The 16,986-nt window shown below is 49.8% G+C and carries 14 protein-coding genes; 9 read left to right on the forward strand and 5 right to left on the reverse strand.

The genetic code is table 11. The annotated features are described in order from the left end of the window. Positions 1-33: 33 nt before the first annotated feature. Positions 34-1,674 carry a Na/Pi cotransporter family protein gene (locus C3B51_RS00150; protein WP_130243759.1) on the reverse strand — a complete coding sequence of 547 codons (1,641 nt, stop codon included), beginning with the start codon at positions 1,672-1,674 and terminating at the stop codon, positions 34-36. A gap of 178 nt (positions 1,675-1,852) precedes the next feature. Then, on the reverse strand, positions 1,853-2,698 hold the full coding sequence (locus C3B51_RS00155; RefSeq protein ID WP_240701823.1) for a DUF2306 domain-containing protein: 846 nt from the start codon (positions 2,696-2,698) through the stop codon (positions 1,853-1,855). Between the two features lie 197 nt (positions 2,699-2,895). On the opposite strand from C3B51_RS00155, the gene C3B51_RS00160 reads away from it, so the two are divergent. The 4 genes from C3B51_RS00160 to C3B51_RS00175 all read left to right on the forward strand — a co-directional run bounded on the left by C3B51_RS00160 (position 2,896) and on the right by C3B51_RS00175 (position 7,234). Next, on the forward strand, positions 2,896-4,011 hold the full coding sequence (locus C3B51_RS00160) for a helix-turn-helix domain-containing protein (RefSeq protein ID WP_125720497.1): 1,116 nt from the start codon (positions 2,896-2,898) through the stop codon (positions 4,009-4,011). A gap of 93 nt (positions 4,012-4,104) precedes the next feature. Continuing rightward, a complete protein-coding gene (locus tag C3B51_RS00165) occupies positions 4,105-4,485 on the forward strand; it encodes a BlaI/MecI/CopY family transcriptional regulator (protein ID WP_046006543.1) in 381 nt (126 codons plus the stop codon). A 1-nt stretch (position 4,486) separates the two neighbouring features. Continuing rightward, entirely contained in the window at positions 4,487-5,917 is a 1,431-nt protein-coding gene (locus tag C3B51_RS00170; RefSeq protein ID WP_130243760.1) for a M23/M56 family metallopeptidase, read from the forward strand. 3 nt (positions 5,918-5,920) lie between these two features. Next, entirely contained in the window at positions 5,921-7,234 is a 1,314-nt protein-coding gene (locus C3B51_RS00175; protein WP_130243761.1) for a M23 family metallopeptidase, read from the forward strand. Positions 7,235-7,302: 68 nt separating this feature from the next. On the opposite strand, the gene C3B51_RS00180 is transcribed toward C3B51_RS00175, so the two are convergent. Continuing rightward, a complete protein-coding gene (locus tag C3B51_RS00180) occupies positions 7,303-8,475 on the reverse strand; it encodes a right-handed parallel beta-helix repeat-containing protein (protein WP_130243762.1) in 1,173 nt (390 codons plus the stop codon). Between the two features lie 280 nt (positions 8,476-8,755). Beyond that, entirely contained in the window at positions 8,756-9,718 is a 963-nt protein-coding gene (locus C3B51_RS00185; RefSeq protein WP_130243763.1) for an endonuclease/exonuclease/phosphatase family protein, read from the reverse strand. A 148-nt stretch (positions 9,719-9,866) separates the two neighbouring features. Here C3B51_RS00185 and C3B51_RS00190 point away from each other — a divergent pair, with 148 nt between their 5' ends. The 4 genes from C3B51_RS00190 to C3B51_RS00205 all read left to right on the forward strand — a co-directional run bounded on the left by C3B51_RS00190 (position 9,867) and on the right by C3B51_RS00205 (position 14,189). Beyond that, positions 9,867-10,334, forward strand: a complete 468-nt coding sequence (locus C3B51_RS00190; protein WP_130243764.1) for a CreA family protein — start codon at positions 9,867-9,869, stop codon at positions 10,332-10,334. A gap of 156 nt (positions 10,335-10,490) precedes the next feature. Next, entirely contained in the window at positions 10,491-12,512 is a 2,022-nt protein-coding gene (locus C3B51_RS00195; RefSeq protein WP_130243765.1) for a DUF3857 domain-containing protein, read from the forward strand. Continuing rightward, a complete protein-coding gene (locus tag C3B51_RS00200) occupies positions 12,509-13,594 on the forward strand; it encodes a hypothetical protein (RefSeq protein WP_130243766.1) in 1,086 nt (361 codons plus the stop codon). The genes C3B51_RS00195 and C3B51_RS00200 overlap by 4 nt, the downstream gene beginning before the upstream one ends. 10 nt (positions 13,595-13,604) lie before the next feature. Further along, the gene (locus tag C3B51_RS00205; RefSeq protein ID WP_130243767.1) at positions 13,605-14,189 is read left to right on the forward strand and encodes a GNAT family N-acetyltransferase; all 585 of its coding nucleotides are present in this window, start codon (positions 13,605-13,607) and stop codon (positions 14,187-14,189) included. Here the strand turns inward: C3B51_RS00205 and C3B51_RS00210 are convergent. Next, positions 14,186-15,889, reverse strand: a complete 1,704-nt coding sequence (locus tag C3B51_RS00210; RefSeq protein ID WP_130243768.1) for a DUF4153 domain-containing protein — start codon at positions 15,887-15,889, stop codon at positions 14,186-14,188. The genes C3B51_RS00205 and C3B51_RS00210 overlap by 4 nt on opposite strands. A 414-nt stretch (positions 15,890-16,303) precedes the next feature. Between C3B51_RS00210 and C3B51_RS00215 the strand changes: the two genes are divergently transcribed. Then, positions 16,304-16,918, forward strand: coding sequence for an OB-fold-containig protein (locus tag C3B51_RS00215; protein WP_130243769.1), 615 nt, complete (start codon positions 16,304-16,306; stop codon positions 16,916-16,918). The last annotated feature ends 68 nt before the right edge of the window (positions 16,919-16,986 follow it).

Genomic DNA, 16,986 nt, shown 5'->3' on the forward strand with positions numbered 1-16,986 from the left:
TTTGCCAGACACGTGCTCCGTCGGGGGGATGACTTAAGTTCCCGTACTGCTGGTGCCTTGCTGCGGGCTCAATTGTGCTTCTATCAAATATAACAATAACATGGCTTTTTGCCATTGCTGTGTCAGCTGCCACATATCGGACAGACCATTGATGTTGACCACCATATTGTCGATAGGCAGGGTTGCATTAGTACCGGCCAGGATCAAATCATCCTTAACGTCGTCATGCAGCTGCTGTAGTTGTTCAAGTGCGGCGGTTAAGGTGCTTTCGCTCATCGACTCGGCCGTCAGGCTTGTTTTCATAAAATGCCCCAGCTGCGATTGATATTCCTGAAGCTGGGCGTGCAGTTCAGGGTGTTCGGCCAGTTGTTTTTGCGGCTGTAAGTGGGCTAGCTTTTCAACACAGTGACTGCAGGTGATCAGGTAGTGCTCAACGCGCATCAGCTTTGCCAGCAGGCCAGTGGTTTCTTCCGATAGGGCCGACTGCTCCACGGTGACAATAAAGTTGCTAATGTGCTGACAGAGCTTCTGAATAGTCTGGATCGCTTGTTCAATGGCCAGAGCATCCAGAGGTTGGCGGGACTTTTCGTACTGTGCCAGTATTTTATCGGCCACTAATTTGGTTTCGAGCAGCAGCGCATTGGTGGCCAGTGCCGGTGTCTGGGCAATGGTTTTATCCAAAAATCGCGGCCGGGCGGCGGTTTCTTCGGCGCTGCAAAAGCGCTTCATTAAAAAGCCTGCCAGGCGGTTATTGAGCGGAAAGATCAATATCACGCCCAGTACGTTAAACAGGGTATGGAACAGCGCCAGTGACAGCGCCGGATCGGCGGTCAGATTAAAAAAGCCGGTGATCTCGGTGATCAGATAAAACAGCACAGGTAAAAGCGCAAAGGCTACAAGGGCAGTAAGCGCGTTAAAAATAACTTGTGCTGCGGCTACGCGCTTGGCATTGGAGGTGGCACCGATGGCTGCAAGTATTGAGGTCGAGGTTGTGCCAATATTGGCTCCTATTACCATAGCGCCGGCTGCATACAGGCCAATCATGCCACTGGCTGCTGCCGTAATGGTCAGCGCGATAGACGCGCTGGATGACTGCGTCAGAGTGGTCATCACAATGCCAACCAGTAAAAATGTCAGCATGCCGGACAGTCCTTCTGCGGTGAACTGGCTCAGATCAAAAGTGGCGACGACATGTTCAAACGCGCCTTTAAGAATATCGATGCCGATGAAAAACAAGCCAAAGCCAACCAGCGCCAGGCCGGCAGATGCCAGCCGGGACTGCGGGCGCAACAGTTTCATCAGTGCGCCTATGCCAATCAGTGGCAGGGCAATGGCCTGAATATTGAATTTAAACCCAACTGCGGCAACCAGCCAGCCAGTGATGGTTGTGCCGACATTGGCACCATAGACGATGCCCAGTGCCTGATGCATAGTAATCAGGCCCGCATTAACAAAGCCCAGCGAGGCAACGGTTACCGCGCTGGACGATTGCACCAGTGCGGTCATGCAAAAGCCCGAGGCAATGCCACGTTGTGGGGTTTTGGTCCAGGTCGCCAGCACTTTGCGCAGCGACGCGCCGGCGGCGAGTTTCAAGCCATCTGTCATCATACCGATGGCGACCAGGAAAATCCCCAGGCCGCCTATCAGGCTACCTATCAGTTGAAGTGTATCCATAGTTACTCAATCCCATTGTGGTGACACAGCGCGCTCTGGCCACCTTATTTTACTGCCGTTAAAAGTATCACGATTGCTAAAAAGGGCGTTGTCTGAGGTCAACTTTTTGAACGGTCACATATATTTAGGGATATAAGCAGAACCTGGGAAAGTCAAGGCGCCTGGCTTGGGTGACGTATCAGAACAGGCTGTTGAAAATCATCACCACTCTGGGGCGCCACATCAGTATAGTTGCCGCGCCTACACCAATCAGGGTAATGAGTGTAGCGGCACCAATGGCGGCGGTGGCAAGCCATTTTGCCGAGTCTGTGCGGCGTTTTTTAGCCCAAAAATACAGCTCTGCAATCGACATAGGTAACAGGTAGCACAGAAACGATAAGGCGATATCTGCCGGGCCATCCAGGCTGCGCGTGTTACCGTTTGGCCCTTGGTTGATCACGTACCAGCCCATCAGAAACAGGCGAAATGCCCACACACCATTGACCAGAATGAAGCTATGTACAGCCCAGCGCTGGTGTGCGGCAAATTGCTTGTTCAGGGCGCTACGCCAGGCCAGAACGACAAAAACGGGGATCAGCAAGCCGTTTAGCGTGACACCCATAGCACCAATATCGCTCAAACGGATCCCAACACCCCAAGAAAGGTACAGACCTGTCAGAGCGCCGCTCATACCCAGCACTAAAAAGAGTCGGCCGTTGTAGCGGTGAAAGCGCGGATATCGTTTGCGCACACCCGGCGAAAGCTGAAAAATACCACTCATGGCCATCAGCGCAGCGGGAATAATATGTCCAAAAAACATCAAGGAGTTAAAGCCTCCGCTATTGTCGAACCCTTGTGCCGGAGATGCCTTATCGGCGAGTTCTGGGGCGCCAATAAGCAAAGGCAGTGCATAAATGCTGAGAATATATATAGCAAAGGACCACTGACCAAGTAGCGCGATGACTATCCAGCTTTTGAGTGTGCCCTGCAGGCATTTGTCTGCCGACCAGGATGGCATAAGTTGTTCTTTAAGAAGAGTTAGCATAGGTTCACCACATTTTAACTATTTGACTTGAATGCTAATGTGGCACTTATTTGTGAATGCGTCGCACCGTATTTGAAAGTCGGCACAAGGTTTTTGTCTTTTTGCCGAGTTTTAAACATGCGGCTTGTAATGTTTTCTTACAACCATAAATTGAAGCCAGCGATTTCAGCATTTATGATCCTCAGAGCCGCATCGCAATGAGTACACCGTTTATGACCCTGGAATCTTTTCATTACCTGGCACTAGCCCTATGCCTTGTCTGTTTGCTGATGCAGCTCAGTGTGAAGCACAAGCAAGCGGCGCATATTTTGTTTGCGGTATTTTGTGGCTCGCTGGCCATGATTGCTGCCAAAAAGATCACCGGTCAGTCTGTGGGGGCCTATCAATATTTGATCGGTATGGGTGCTTGTGCTACCTGTAACTGTTATTGGTTGCTGGCCCGCAGTATGTTTCGCAAAGAGCAGGCGATAAGCCTGGTCCATATTACGTTGGCCTTAGTGATTGCGTTGCTGGTTGTAATAAAACAAGGTTACTTATTCGCTAACGCAAAGTGGGTGACGGTCAGTAACACCTTTACTTTACTGTCAGGTGTGTTGTCTGAGCTGACGACTTTGCTGTCCTCTTGTGTACTGGTGTTGTCTTTTTGGGAAGGATGCCGAGGTTACAATGATGGCAACAAAACAGAAAAAGCACAGCGGCTCCTATTTTTGCTCACCTTTGGATTGGCAGTGGGGGTCAGTAAATCAATGCAGTCTTATTATGCGAGCTCGCCTGAGCTCAAAGACTGGACTGTGACAATTATTACTTTAATAGTGCTGCTCAGCACACAAATTCAGCTACTCTGGCGATTTGGTTTATCAGGCAGGCCTGAACATGCCAGCGTGCCTGACAATGGAGTTACTCAAGCGGTTACCGAGCCTGCCAATACAGGCACTGAAGATAAAACATTGTGCGAAGCGCTGAACCGACTCATCAATGAGGAGCGGGTCTATTTGCAGCCCAATCTCAAAGTGGCCGATCTGGCGAGGGCATTGGACGTGCCTGAATACAGAGTGAGCCGCGCGCTCAAGCCACAGTTGCAGCAGCACAACTTCAATCAGTATATTAACCGGCTCAGGGTTGGGCATGCGCAAAAACTGTTGCGGGACCCCAACAATCAGCACTGGCCTGTACTGGTGATTGGGCTGGAGAGTGGTTTTGCCTCGGTCGGACCCTTTACCCGTGCTTTTAAATCTATCACTGGCACAACGCCAAATCAGTACCGAAAGTTTGTGAAATGCCGAAAAGAAGGTGAGGTTTATCAGTCGCTGTGAGCTGGTTTTTGCTGTAATTTAAAAAGTGTGACTTGTGTCGCACTTTTTAAGTTGTTAAAGTGCGACAAATGTCACATTAAAACAACAACAGATATGAAACCTAATACCACCGAATTAGAGATCCTCAAGCTGCTGTGGCAGCAGGAGCCGCGCACCGCCAAAGAAATTCACGATGCCATTGCCGCACGTTTTAACTGGTCTTATTCCTCAACGCGCAAAACACTTGAGCGCATGGGAGACAAAGGGCTGCTGAGCATAGGTGAGCAGGGCAATAAAAAGTCGTACACGGCCCGGGTTGAAAAAGTGCCGACTTTGGCCGCCTATGCCCAGGAATTTGCTAAAAATGTGCTGGAACTGGACGGCCCGTTGCCGGTTGCCATGTTTGCCGATAGCCGGCTGATAGAGTCGCAGGAGCTGGAGGAGCTGGAGCACCTGCTGGCATCTTTGTCTGAGCAGGATAAGCGAGGCCAGTAGTATGAGTCTGGCAACCTTACTTGCAATGTTGGGGTCTGTGCTGATCTGGTGTCTGCTGAGTGCTGCTCTGGTGCGGGTTGGCCGTTTTCTGAGTCGCTATCACTCTGCGTCTCCCAGTTTATGGTGGGCCCTGCTGGCGCTGAGTTTTGTACCCTTTATTCCGCTGCCAGATATGACGTCAAACGGCTCTGTCCCCTTGATACTCTATGATTTTGCTGAGCAGACGGACAAGTTCCAAGTAAATACGGAGATTTTACTGACCGCGAACACACAGTGGGACTGGTTGTGGGTGTTTATAGCACTAACTTCGCTGGTTGCGCTGCAAAGTGTTCGCCACGGCGCACGCTTACTGAACAAGCTCACCAGTCTGCGTGCCTTAATGGCCAGCGCTGAGCCACTGGAGGACAGCCTTTATAAATCGCTCGCGCCTTTAACACGTGTTAATGGTCGCCAGAATAGTCGCCATAATGGATGCCATAATGGATGCCATAATGGCTATCAGGTGCCCGTGTATGTTTTACCCCTCGATTGCACGGCATTTGCAGCGGGTGTGCGTCACCCCGTGATTGTGATGCCTCGTTATTTTACCGCCTTACCTCAGCACAAACAGCAAACCTTACTGCTGCATGAAATGACGCACCTGATCCACAAAGACCATATTGCGATTATGATTTGGCAGTTAGTGCGGTGTTTGTTTTGGTTTAATCCGGCGATTGCCAAAATGGAAGCGGCATTTATCAATGCCATGGAAGCGCGCTGCGATGCGCAAACCATAAGCCGCTATGGTATTAACCGGCAGCAGTACGCGGCGACTTTGCTGGATGCACTTAAATACAGCACACTGAATAAGACACCCAATGCTGTCGCAGGGTTTGCCTCAGAAGCCTTATCGCTAGCCGATTACAAAAGTCGCCTGGTGCAGATCATGAAGCCGGTTAAGGCGCGACATCATTTTGTGCTCTTTAACTTGCTGCTGATAGGCGTGTGCTGCGCATTTATCTCTTTTCAGGTGAGGCCTCTGCTTAGCCCTCAGACTCCAAACTGGCAGTGGCCAATGATTGAATATGAGATCAGTGCACACTTTGGTCATGTGTCGGCATTTCGTAATCACAAGCCTCATGGCGGGGTCGATTTGGTGGCTGCAAAAGGCTCTCCATTGAATGCCGTTGCTACTGGCAAAGTGTTGGTTGCCGATGATGTCACATTGTCCAAAAACTATGGAAAGGTGGTACTTATTCAGCATAGTAATGGCTATCAAAGCTTATATGCACATCTGGATAGCATTGCCGTGTCGCCCGGTGACTGGGTATCGGCCGGTGATGTGATTGGCACTTTAGGTGACAGTGGCCGGGTTACCGGCGCCCATCTGCACCTCGAAATTTTGGCGGACGGAGCGCGTCTTGACCCGCTGAGCATTTTCTCAAAGGACTAACTCATGAAATATCATCTGATGATCGCCATCCCTGTGGGTATGGTGCTAAGCACGCTTGTGTCTGATTTACCTGGGCAGACAGCGGCGCAAAGTGGCCCCATGTGTACGCCCGCTGTGGCACAGGCCGAACCAAGTACAGAGCAAACAAGCGAAAAAGTATTGCCTGTTCAGGTATCTGATGAGCCTGAACAGACGCCACCGATTGAGCACAAATTGCTAACTCTGTCTGCGGGTCAGTCATTTATTGCTTTGCTGAAACCTTTTGGCCTGAGTGACCGTCAGGCGTATAAGCTGCAAAAGTTGATGGCCCCTGAGGTGGATCTCAGCAAGCTGCCGGTTGGGCAAAAAGTAAAAATAGAGATCTTCGAGGGTCAATTGCATTCAGTCACTGTAGCGACTGGCTTTGCGCAGCGGCTGAGCATCTCAATGACGGGTGAGTGGCAAAAACGCCGCTATCAGCTCGATACGCGCCCGGCTCAGGCGGTACACGATGTTGCCATTACGCAAAGCCTGTACGAGTCGCTGATTGCCGACTCGGTGCCGCTGGATGTGGTCAATCAGAGTATCACAGTGTTTTCTCATTTTGTTGATTTTCAGCGGGAAATACATAGAGGCGATGCACTGACTCTGATGTATGACAAAGCCATTTTAATGACCAAAGACGGTCTTGAGCAACAGCTGGAACAGGCCGGGCAGTTGCGCTTTGCCCGGCTTCAGAATCAGGGAGAAGACCTGGCGGTATATCACCATGATGCAGAGGACACGCAAAGCGCCTTTTACTTTGCCGACGGGCGTCCTGCGCAGAGTTTTTTGCTAAAAACCCCGTTAAATGGCGCGCGTTTATCGTCTAAATTCGGCAACCGAAAGCATCCTATTCTCGGTTATACCCGGCTACACGCTGGACTGGATTTTGGTGCGCCCGTTGGCACACCTATCTTTGCCGCGGGTAATGGCACCATTAAAAAAGCAGGCTGGGGTGGTGGCTTTGGTAATCGGGTTGTGATCCGACACGCCAATGGCTACGAGACTCTATACGCGCACCTGAACGGGTTTGCCAAGGGCATGAAACCGGGTACACGGGTTAAGCAAGGAGAAGTAATAGGGTATCTGGGTAACACCGGTTTGTCGCAGGCTCGCCATTTACACTATGAGGTACATAAAAATGGTAAGCCTATTAACCCATTGTCACTGAAACATGTAAAACAGCAGCGGCTGAGCGGCAGTCAGCTTGCCAGTCTGCAACAGCGCATTGCGCGTATACATCAAAACCCTGAACTGGATCAGTATGTGACGAATGCGGTTTTGTCGGGTAAGTAGTTATTCAGAAATTCAGAAAATAAACAGCAGCGCCCGTTACAGGCGCTGCTGTTAACAGAGTTTTATGACTACTGCTCAACCACGTAATGGCGGTTGTTAAGCTCTTGTCTGAGCACGTTATTATTCAGATAAGAGTAGGTCATTGGGCGATTGGCCGCGTCACGCTGTCCGTGATCTTCAATGGTGTTTTCTTTGATCAGGTTAGGGGTTGCGGTATTGACGGCATACAGTTTAATGCCGTAACTGGCCGGATGCACAATCAGGTTTTCACTGTAGGCATGCGCTTCACCACCGCTGATGGTGCTGTCCTGCTGCGCTGGGTTACGGGCAAAAATGCCATTTTCTCCGGCGTACAGAATGCGGTTGTCATGGATGGTTAAACCGTCGCCATCGAGCATCATGCCATTTCCGCCACTGCGGTAGATCAGGTTGCCCGTGACCGTTACCTTATCGCCGCCCACCTGAATACCTGTATTTTGGTATTTAGGGTCGAACGGGCTGACGCCGGTGCGGTAAATCTTGTTATTGCGAATGCTTGCATCACTTGCTACCGAGTTGAGCTGAATACCATCGGCACCAATGTTTTCAAGGGTGTTGTTGTATACGTCAACGTCAGTCAGTTTATGCGGGTACACAGTGGTTGCAACACCATCACATTCCAGCTTGCGGCTCTTCCCTGTATAGCCTATGTACATGCCTTCGCCTGTTTCGGTGTCGTGAATGTAGTTGTGGTGTACTCTCAGCCCGCGCATGGTGAAGTTTTCCTGCCAGGTGGCGGGGTCGCAGGTAGGATCGGTTTTAATCAACAGGCCGGCAAAACGCGCGCGATAGATTTCAAGATTATCAATCTCTATGTACTCGCTGAGTCCACCAATACCAACCGTACCGCCCAGGCGCATACCGTAACCTGCTTCATCCCGGCTACCGGTAATGCGTAGCTGAGAAGAGTGCTCGACGGCAATGCTGTACTCGTAAGGGGTGGTTGTGACTGTGCCATCTTCGTTGCGGATCACGACCGGATTACCTGCTTCACCATGAACGTTGCGAATTCGCAGCGGGCCGCGTTCCCCGGCTGCCAGGCAAATAGTATCACCGGCGACCACGCCCAGCGTATTACCATCGATCAAATGGTGGCTGGAAGGGATCACAATGTTACATTGCGCAGCGAGTGCCTGCGGGATAGTACACAGCGCCAGTGCGCCAGAGATCAGAGTTAGCGTGAGGGTTTTCGTGTCTTTCATTGCTTCTTCCTTATTGAAGTCATCGTTACACTTTGTTTGGTAAACGAAGATATCCTGTCACACTGTCTTGATAGTCAGCTTACGTGGAAGCGTAGCGCACACTGAATGATAATCGGACCTTTTGGCCCAATCTTTCAGATATTCACCGGCACCGCTTTTTGCCATCGACAAGTATTCCACACTTCAAGGCTGGCAATGCAATTAAGCGCTCAGGTATCGTTCGTCAAAATGCATTGTGCTATTAAATGAAATACTTGTCTATTATTTAGGTAATATTTTGTTACTCTTTTTGTATGATGTTGTTAAGTATGGCTAATTCATTATTGGTATTGACTTGCACCCAAAGTGGAAAGTGATCGCTCAGCTCATAGGTCCACTTACTTTCGGGAATGCCGCTATCATCAAATATCGCAGCCATCAGGCCTTGCGCTGCAAAGTCAATCACGCCGCCCTTGTCGGCATAACTAAACGCATGCCTGGCACGGTGCAGAATTTGGTCATAACGCTTATTGCCGGCACTTGCTGCGGTGTCGTTGATCTCTGCCAGTGCCAGCGGCATCTGTAATCCGCTTGAGTGGGTGAGCGCCTGATAGTAGCGATCGCCAATGCGGGGAATGTTAAAGTCGCCCACCACAATCAGGTCTTCATCAAATACCGTATCGGCGTTGTCGACCCAGCGACTCTTTATCCAGTCGCCAAAACTGGCCAGCTCTTGTTCACGGCCAGGACGCGTGCCCCAGCGCGCGTGCATGGCCAGCATCATAAAATCGAAACTGCCGGCCTTAAAAGAAGCCATGTAAGGGGCGCGCCACCAGGATTGCTCACTGATATATTGGTCATCCACTTTCTGCCTGTCGGGCTGCGCTTCTGCGGCCAGACCGGTAAACTGCACCATGCGTTTGTCGTAAACAAACGCGGTGCGCTCCCAGTTGCCGCCAAAATCGCTTTGCCAGTCGCTGATCACAAACTGCCAGTCTGGTCCCAGTTGCTGCATTACCCGCTTAAAATCGGTCAAATCGTCTCTGAGCTCGGTGATTGCAATCAGGTCAAACTGATACAAAACTCGCGAGATAAGCGTAATGGCCAGCTCGCTGCGTCGTCGTTTGCCAAAATCACGAATATTCCAGGTTGCGATATTGAGGGTTTCATCCAGCATAGAGGGCGGTATATGGCTTTGTTCTATACGCTCAACCAGTAGTTTGAGTTTTTCTGCTGTGGCTTTTGAAAGGTGTGTCAGTTCCATGGGCTACCTTGCTCAAGTGATGAATAGATTCATAAAGCTAGCCCAGTTTATGATAAATGCCAGCCAGCTGTTATACCGCGATATTTTTCATAGCGGCTTTGTGCAACAATGGTAAACTGAAAGAAAATCACACATCTCAGGAAAGAGAATGAAAAAAAGACTATTACTGCTCCCGGCGATGATGCTACTGAGCGCCTGCTCAGACAGTGAGGTTGGCGATGTATCTCTTGGTTTATTTACGCTCAAGGACATCAAACTGCATTCGATGACAGATCCGATTGTCACCGGCGTGACTTGCCATGTCGCCAGCGTAGAGGCCGACCTTAGTTTATCAGACCCCAGTGACAGCTCCATTGCATGTCGTCAGACTGGCGAAATTACGCCGCAAATGATAGCGCAGATAGATAAGAGTAAGTCGGGTGAAGTGGTATTCAAGCAATCAAAAAGTGTGTTTTTTAAAGCTATGAAGGTAAGGCGCATTTTTGATGCCGAACATCAGACACTCATGTACCTGTCTTACACAACCAAAGAAACCTCGGGCAGCTTTAAACATAGCTTGTCGACCGTTCCTTTGTGGGGCACTCAGGCTTATTCTGAGAAATTAGCCAGCCAGTAAGGTAGAACAATAAAGCGCTCTGGTAGTGTGCAGTCGGCAGTTGTCTGTCTGTATAATCGGCAGTTGTCTGTCTGTATAAACTGAAGTGTTTATGTCCAAAAAAGATGCCTGAGAGCCACAGTCAGCTGTTCAGGGAAGAGTAAAAAGTTGAGTATTATGAAGCAACTATACATGCTATTCGCCATCGTCCTGATGGTTTGGTTTAACCCTGTCAGGGCGCTCGGTGAACGTCCCGATGTGACAATTTCATCGGCCCCGGCTTGGGCGTCGAAGCAATCACTGCCAGCGTTACCTGAAAGCTTAAGAAAACCACTTCATTATCGCCTGGTTGATCGTCAGGTGAGCGATGCCGCTGGTGTAACAGCGGTTTCTCATAATCGATTTGTGTTTACCGATGCGGCCGGGGTGCAGGAGGGCAGTACGGTCAGAGTGCGCTTTAATCCGGCTTATCAGCAACTGGTGTTTCACAATGTCACGGTATGGCGAGACGGCAAAGCCGTTTACCAGTTAGCCGCGCAGGACATCAAAGTGATCAATGCCGAAGAGGACCAGAAAAACAACATGTATCTGGGCTTGTTTGATGCGTTGATCTTGCTTCAGGATATTCGGGTCGGCGATGAACTTGATTACAGCTATAGCTTATCGGGTAGCAACCCGGTTCTGGGTGAGCGTTTCACTTACTTTGACAACCTGGGCTGGGGTGTGGCGGTTGACTTGCTGAGCTTTAAACTGACCCTGCCTGACGATAAGCAAGTGGCGCATAAAGTATTTGGCAACCTTAATACACAGGTGCAGCACCAGCAAAGTGAGGGCACGCAAACCTATACCGTGAAAGTTGAAAACAGCATCGCGCACACGGTAGAAAACGAGCTGCCCGGCTGGTTTAGTCCTTTTCCTTATATTCAGTTCACCGAGTTTAATTCCTGGCTTGAAGTACAATCCTGGGCTTCTGAGCTGTTTAAGGTTAAAACCGAGCACAGCCCTGACCTTAAGGCCTATATTAATGAATTAAAAGCCTTACCCAAACAGCAAGCCATTGAGCAGGCGATCACGTTTGTGCAGGATGAGATCCGTTATCTCGGTCTGGAATTAGGCGTGAATTCGCATCAACCTAATATGCCTCATCAGGTATTTGAGAAACGCTTTGGCGATTGCAAAGATAAAACATTGTTGCTCAATACCTTGCTGCGAGCACTGGATGTTGACGCCCAGCCAGCTCTGGTTTCTACGGATAAACGCGCCTATATAAGTGAGTATTTACCCACTCATAGTGCCTTTAACCATGTGATCAGCCATTTTACTCTGGACGGTGAAGCATACTGGGTTGACCCGACCATTAACTATCAGGGAAGCCGCCTGAGTAGTTTACACCAGCCAGACTATGGCAGTGCACTGCTGGTGGACAGCCAATCCGATGCCTTGACTGAAGTGAATATCAAGCCCGCCCGTCATGGTATTGATATCAATGAAATGATCGTTGCACCGGATTATGTCTCGCCGGTTCAATGGCGGATTGAATCTCAGTACTATGGCTGGCAGGCGGAGCGCCTGCGTTATCAGCTGGCCTCATCGCAGAAAAAGGTTTTTCAGGAACATTCTTTGAACTACTACGCGCAGTTTTATCCGGGCGTGCAGGTAAAAACACCTATCTCGTTTAGCGATAATCGCCGGGATAATGTCATCACCGTGGTAGAGTCTTACTGGGTGCCTGATTTTTGGCAACCGGGAGAAAATGGCGCCGCCGAGTTTTATCTCTCGGCTGGCAATGTCAGTCAGTACGTTAAACTCCCTCAAACGGTACGTCGTAAACAGCCGCTGGCAAAGGCGTACCCTTTATCTTTGTCTCAGCGTGTGACGTTACTGATGCCGGTAGATGTGGACTTTAGTGCGCTGGCTTATCAGAAATCCTTTGCCGACCCTTATGTGCAAATTGATAGCGCCATGGAATACGACCGTCGCCGGGTAACTTTCCATGCCCGGTATGAAGCTTTGCAGGAATTTGTGCCGGTGGAGGCGGTGCCTGCTCACCTTAGTAAGATCAAGCAGGCAAACAAGTATAGCGGCTTTGGTGGCACAGTGATGGAGGTTGAGACTAACCCTAACTACACCTTATTTCAGGACTTTATCCAACAGCTTGAAAATAAAACCAAGATGAAATTTGTCGGAGAATCACTATGAAACGGTTATTGAGTCTGCTGGTTTTAATCTGTGTTTTGTCTGGCTGTGCGTCGACCAACAAAGCCACGCTTTTGGAAACTTCGGCCACCATTTACGAAGCCAACAAAAAGCTGGAATACTTGTTTAAAAACCCCGATGAGGATGTGTTGCTGGCCATGATCGACCGACATGCCAGTGAAGCTTACGTGAAAAATAAACTGGGTGTGGCAGACCCAAAGTTTGCCATGAAGAGTGCTTATATTTCGATCGGCGCAATCATTGGCCTGGCTTCTTTTGAACATATTGTATACAGCCACAGCCGAGAAGTGGGTGACTACTGGTTGAGCCGGTATATTTTCTCCCACAACAATGGCACCTTTGCGTTGGTCGATATCACTTTGACCAAACAGGACTACAGACTGGTGGACGTCAATAACCTGAGTTACCGCTCCAGTTTGGTGCGTTTTTTTGCAGAATATGATCAACAGGTTAAATCAGCGGGACATGAAGAAGCGATAGCGGTGGTTTCCGAGCACCTGAAAAAGAAAGAATCGCAGTTAGCGCTCGAACAGTATCAGCGACTCCCAGCTGAGGTTAAAACCTTGCCAATTGTGCATGAAACTTTGTTCCGCGCCCTTGAAACCTGTGAGGGTGAGCAGCACCAGCTGTTCTGCGAGACTTTGCTCAAAGACAGCGAGGATGTGTATCACGGGCTACTCAAAGCAAACCTGTTTCGCAGTATGACGCAATTCGAACAGGCACTGACAGAGTTTGAACACCTGCCTGACGATATTCGTTCAAGTCCGCCAATTTTAATGGAAAAAGCCATGGTGCATGCGTATTTAGGCCATAAGCGCGAAGCGTTTGGTATTGCACTTGACGGACTGTATCGACACACTGGTGGCGCCTATGGCTATCTGATCATGCTACAGGTTGCGCTGATCAGCGACGAGCACGACTATACCGTTGAGTTGCTGAATTTTATGAAAGAAACCTTTGCTATCCATTTTTCTGAGCAACAGCTGGCCGATATCGCAAATAGTGAAAACTTCATGAAATCAACGCAATATGCGCAGTTTAAACAAGCCTATCAGTCATCATAGAGAGCCAAATATGTGGATACAAAATACCCCTCTCGAAGGACGTTATATTCGGTTAGAGCCACTTTCAATGGAGCACGTAGAGGATCTGCAAGATGCTGTGGAGGATGGCCAAAGCTGGAAGCTTTGGTATGCGAATGTGCCTTCACCGGAGCAAATGCCCAGTTATGTACAAAAGGCACTTAGTAAGAGTACGGACGATCAGGTGGCTTATGTCGTCAGATCAATTGCCAGCGGCCATATCGTCGGCACTACGCGCTACTACGACATTAAACCCGAGCACAAGCGCGCCTCAATCGGGTATACCTGGTACAGCGCAGCGGTGCGTCGTACACCAGTGAATACCGAGGCAAAATTGCTGTTGATGGAAAACCTGTTTGAGCAGTGCGGTGCGCTCTCGTTAGAGTTTAAAACACACTTTTTCAATCATGCGTCACGCAGAGCCATTGAGCGCCTGGGTGCCAAACTGGACGGGGTGCTCAGAAGCCACCAGATCCTGGCGGATGGCTCTATTCGTGATACGGCGGTCTACTCTATTTTAGCCAGTGAATGGCCGGCCGTGCGTAACCACCTTAAAGCAAAACTCACAGCCCGTTAAAACGGGCTGTTTAGTTGATAGCGTTGCCCACCTACTTTGAGCTCCTTAAACCTGGGCTCGGTCAGCTCAAAGTTGTCTGATCTGAGTGCATCGAGCAGATCCTGTGATTGCCTGTCGTATACCTTTTGTTCCATATAGCCACTTTGCCAGCCCAGCTTGCCATCGATCACACCCAGATAAAAAACCCTTAGCTCGACTCTTTGCTGGGTACTGGCTACAAACAAATACTCAGGTTCGGGTGTGTTATCTAGCTGAATAGGTTTAAGTAGCAATTCCGTGGCGTCATCGAACAAATGTGTATTGTGCTCGGCAAAGTTTTCCAGTGCGCTTTGTAACGCTTGGGGCAGTGCCCGCTTGTCATCCTCAGACATGTCGATAAGTGCCAGCAGGGTTTGCGAGGTCAAAGGCTGTGTTTCCAGAGCCAGTGCTGTGTCGATCCGGCGTTTTAGTTGCTCGTCGCTGACTTCCTGTTGCAGTGCCTCGAGTGCTTGCAGCCCTTGTTTTCCCAGTTCGTTCACCAGATAGCGAGGGTCGAAATCCCCAGGCTGAGTGATGCCCGTTGTGAGCCGCTCAACCTGAGAGGCAACACTCAGGCCCCGAAAGTCGAGCAAAGGTGTTTGGGTCGCTATCAATAATGCAAACAAAGATAAAGTCACCGGGCGGTTAACCGTGCTCAGCCGGGTGTGCCAGTTGGCTTTGTGCGCAATCAGTTGCCAGACATACCCTAAGCAAATTGCCATGCTGATAAGCGCGATGAGCACCGCCCACAGACGAGCAAGGCTTAGTCCATACTGCTCAATTCTGAGCTGTAGCCCCCAACCGCTGAGCGCCAGATAGCAGGGCAGCAAAACCAGTCCCAGCGCGATAAAGCGCCGATACCACAGGCGCTGTGCCAGTGTGTCTTGCGCTAAATTCAGGCACAGCACAATGGCGCCGACCAGCACGAAGATAAGCGCACTGCCGCCATTTTTCCACAGAGTCTCCAGCTCGCTGAATGACACCGCGATGATAAACAGCAAGGCCACGGCAACCAGCACTGGCAACAATAAAGTGGCAAAGTTACGGCAAATGGCGAACAGCTGACTGGCCAGGTTGCTGCGACTACGGGCCTGGATCACCCCAATGGCCTGGCTTAATGTGATGGCCGGGTAGTAAAACCAGGGCTCTGAAAACAGCTCGGTAAAAAAGCTGATCTCAATAACCTCAAACAGTCCGGCCCAGAGCATCAACAACATCAGCACCGACAGAGTGAATAGCTGCGCCGCTGCAAAGACCAGCAAAAAGCGCCCCATAGCGCGGCTTAAGGTGTCGTAGTCGGGCAACCAGTTTTCCTTCGCATTTTGGGTTATCCAGGGAACGAGCAGCACCGAGGCCAGGAAGACAATAAGCGGGTAAGGCCAGGCTTGCGAGGGCAAAGGTGCGCGCTCGGGTAACAGCTGGCTGCCAATGTAATAGCCGCACAGTGTGAACAGCAGAGCATAGGTGCCGAGCTGAGTGTAAAAAGCGCGCTTGAGCTGAGTAAAGCTTGAATAAATGAGTGTTGAGGGTAGAAACACAACCAGGGAGTAAGCCGCAAACAGCCAGTGTGGTGACAGGCCCGGCCAGAATTCGAATTCAACAGACTGATGCAGAATGATCAGTAAAAAGCTCTGCAACAGGGCAACGAGTAATAGTTGCCGTGCGCTCAGTAAATTTTCCATAGATGTCTCACAATATCAGATCCTTGTGCCTGTCATTTAAACTTAACAGGACTCAAATGCAAGTAAAGAATGGCCAAAGTGGCTACCTAAGTTCGTAATCTGCAACAAAGCGTTTGACATATTATGTCGCAATGTGGCAGATTGATGGTGTGCTAGGCAGGCTGATTAAACTTTCAGGGATGTGCTTCTGACCAGACAACTCTAACTGAGAGGGTGGGTAGTAATCTTCCCATTGTACACACGGCACCTGCCCTGATTTGAGGCAACTGAAGTGTACTCAGCCAGGCGGACCGGGCGCTGTTTGTAAATAGGTTTACAAATTAAGCGCTGATCATGTGCCTAGTTAACCACTACTTCGCAGAGCTTATTTTGTTTATGCGAACGCAATAATAATTGCCCGTGTAAGGAGGAAATATGGACTTTTTAAACACGGCTTTCACTTTTCCCACTGTGGTCTATTCTACATTGCTGCTAATAGTACTGCTGTTTTGGCTTATTTCTCTGGCAGGCTTTGCCGACCCCGATATGCTAGACGGCGATGCCGATATCGAGGCCGAAGGCAGTGCTGACGGCGGTTCTTTGTGGCAAATGGGCTTTGGTGGCGTGCCTTTGACTGTATCGATCAGCTTAATTGTTGCACTGAGCTGGGTAGTCAGCTTTTACGCTCAAAAGCTATTTGCGTACCTGCTTGGCGACGGCGTTATGTTTTACCTGACAGGCGGCGCATTTATGCTGGGTAGCCTGCTGCTGGCATTGCCGTTGGCTGCAGCTGCCGTGCGACCTCTGCGCGGCTTATTTGAAAGTCAGCAAACCAGCGGTAAAGATGCGTTAGTTGGACTGGAATGCGTGATTGCCACAGGAAAAGTAACCGCCACATTTGGCCAGGCACGGGTTTCCCATCAGGGCAGCGAGCAGCTTATTGAGGTCAGATGTGATGAAGAAAATACCTTCAGTCAGGGTGACAAAGCCTTGCTGATAGAACATAACGTAACAACTCATAGCTACACTATCGTCACTAACCCCTGGTGATGGCTCAACTTTTAATGGCGCCGGATAAGCGCTCGGGAATAATCTATAAAAATTAATCAGGAAGAAAT

The organism is Pseudoalteromonas rubra, assembly GCF_004212645.1.
GTDB lineage: Bacteria > Pseudomonadota > Gammaproteobacteria > Enterobacterales > Alteromonadaceae > Pseudoalteromonas > Pseudoalteromonas rubra_G.

Excerpts from the sequence above, each read along its gene's own strand:
- C3B51_RS00150 (WP_130243759.1), bottom strand. The coding sequence starts at position 1,674 with ATGGATACACTTCAACTGATAGGTAGCCTGATAGGCGGCCTGGGGATT.
- C3B51_RS00155 (WP_240701823.1), bottom strand. The coding sequence starts at position 2,698 with ATGCTAACTCTTCTTAAAGAACAACTTATGCCATCCTGGTCGGCAGAC.
- C3B51_RS00160 (WP_125720497.1), top strand. The coding sequence starts at position 2,896 with ATGAGTACACCGTTTATGACCCTGGAATCTTTTCATTACCTGGCACTA.
- C3B51_RS00165 (WP_046006543.1), top strand. The coding sequence starts at position 4,105 with ATGAAACCTAATACCACCGAATTAGAGATCCTCAAGCTGCTGTGGCAG.
- C3B51_RS00170 (WP_130243760.1), top strand. The coding sequence starts at position 4,487 with ATGAGTCTGGCAACCTTACTTGCAATGTTGGGGTCTGTGCTGATCTGG.
- C3B51_RS00175 (WP_130243761.1), top strand. The coding sequence starts at position 5,921 with ATGAAATATCATCTGATGATCGCCATCCCTGTGGGTATGGTGCTAAGC.
- C3B51_RS00180 (WP_130243762.1), bottom strand. The coding sequence starts at position 8,475 with ATGAAAGACACGAAAACCCTCACGCTAACTCTGATCTCTGGCGCACTG.
- C3B51_RS00185 (WP_130243763.1), bottom strand. The coding sequence starts at position 9,718 with ATGGAACTGACACACCTTTCAAAAGCCACAGCAGAAAAACTCAAACTA.
- C3B51_RS00190 (WP_130243764.1), top strand. The coding sequence starts at position 9,867 with ATGAAAAAAAGACTATTACTGCTCCCGGCGATGATGCTACTGAGCGCC.
- C3B51_RS00195 (WP_130243765.1), top strand. The coding sequence starts at position 10,491 with ATGAAGCAACTATACATGCTATTCGCCATCGTCCTGATGGTTTGGTTT.
- C3B51_RS00200 (WP_130243766.1), top strand. The coding sequence starts at position 12,509 with ATGAAACGGTTATTGAGTCTGCTGGTTTTAATCTGTGTTTTGTCTGGC.
- C3B51_RS00205 (WP_130243767.1), top strand. The coding sequence starts at position 13,605 with ATGTGGATACAAAATACCCCTCTCGAAGGACGTTATATTCGGTTAGAG.
- C3B51_RS00210 (WP_130243768.1), bottom strand. The coding sequence starts at position 15,889 with ATGGAAAATTTACTGAGCGCACGGCAACTATTACTCGTTGCCCTGTTG.
- C3B51_RS00215 (WP_130243769.1), top strand. The coding sequence starts at position 16,304 with ATGGACTTTTTAAACACGGCTTTCACTTTTCCCACTGTGGTCTATTCT.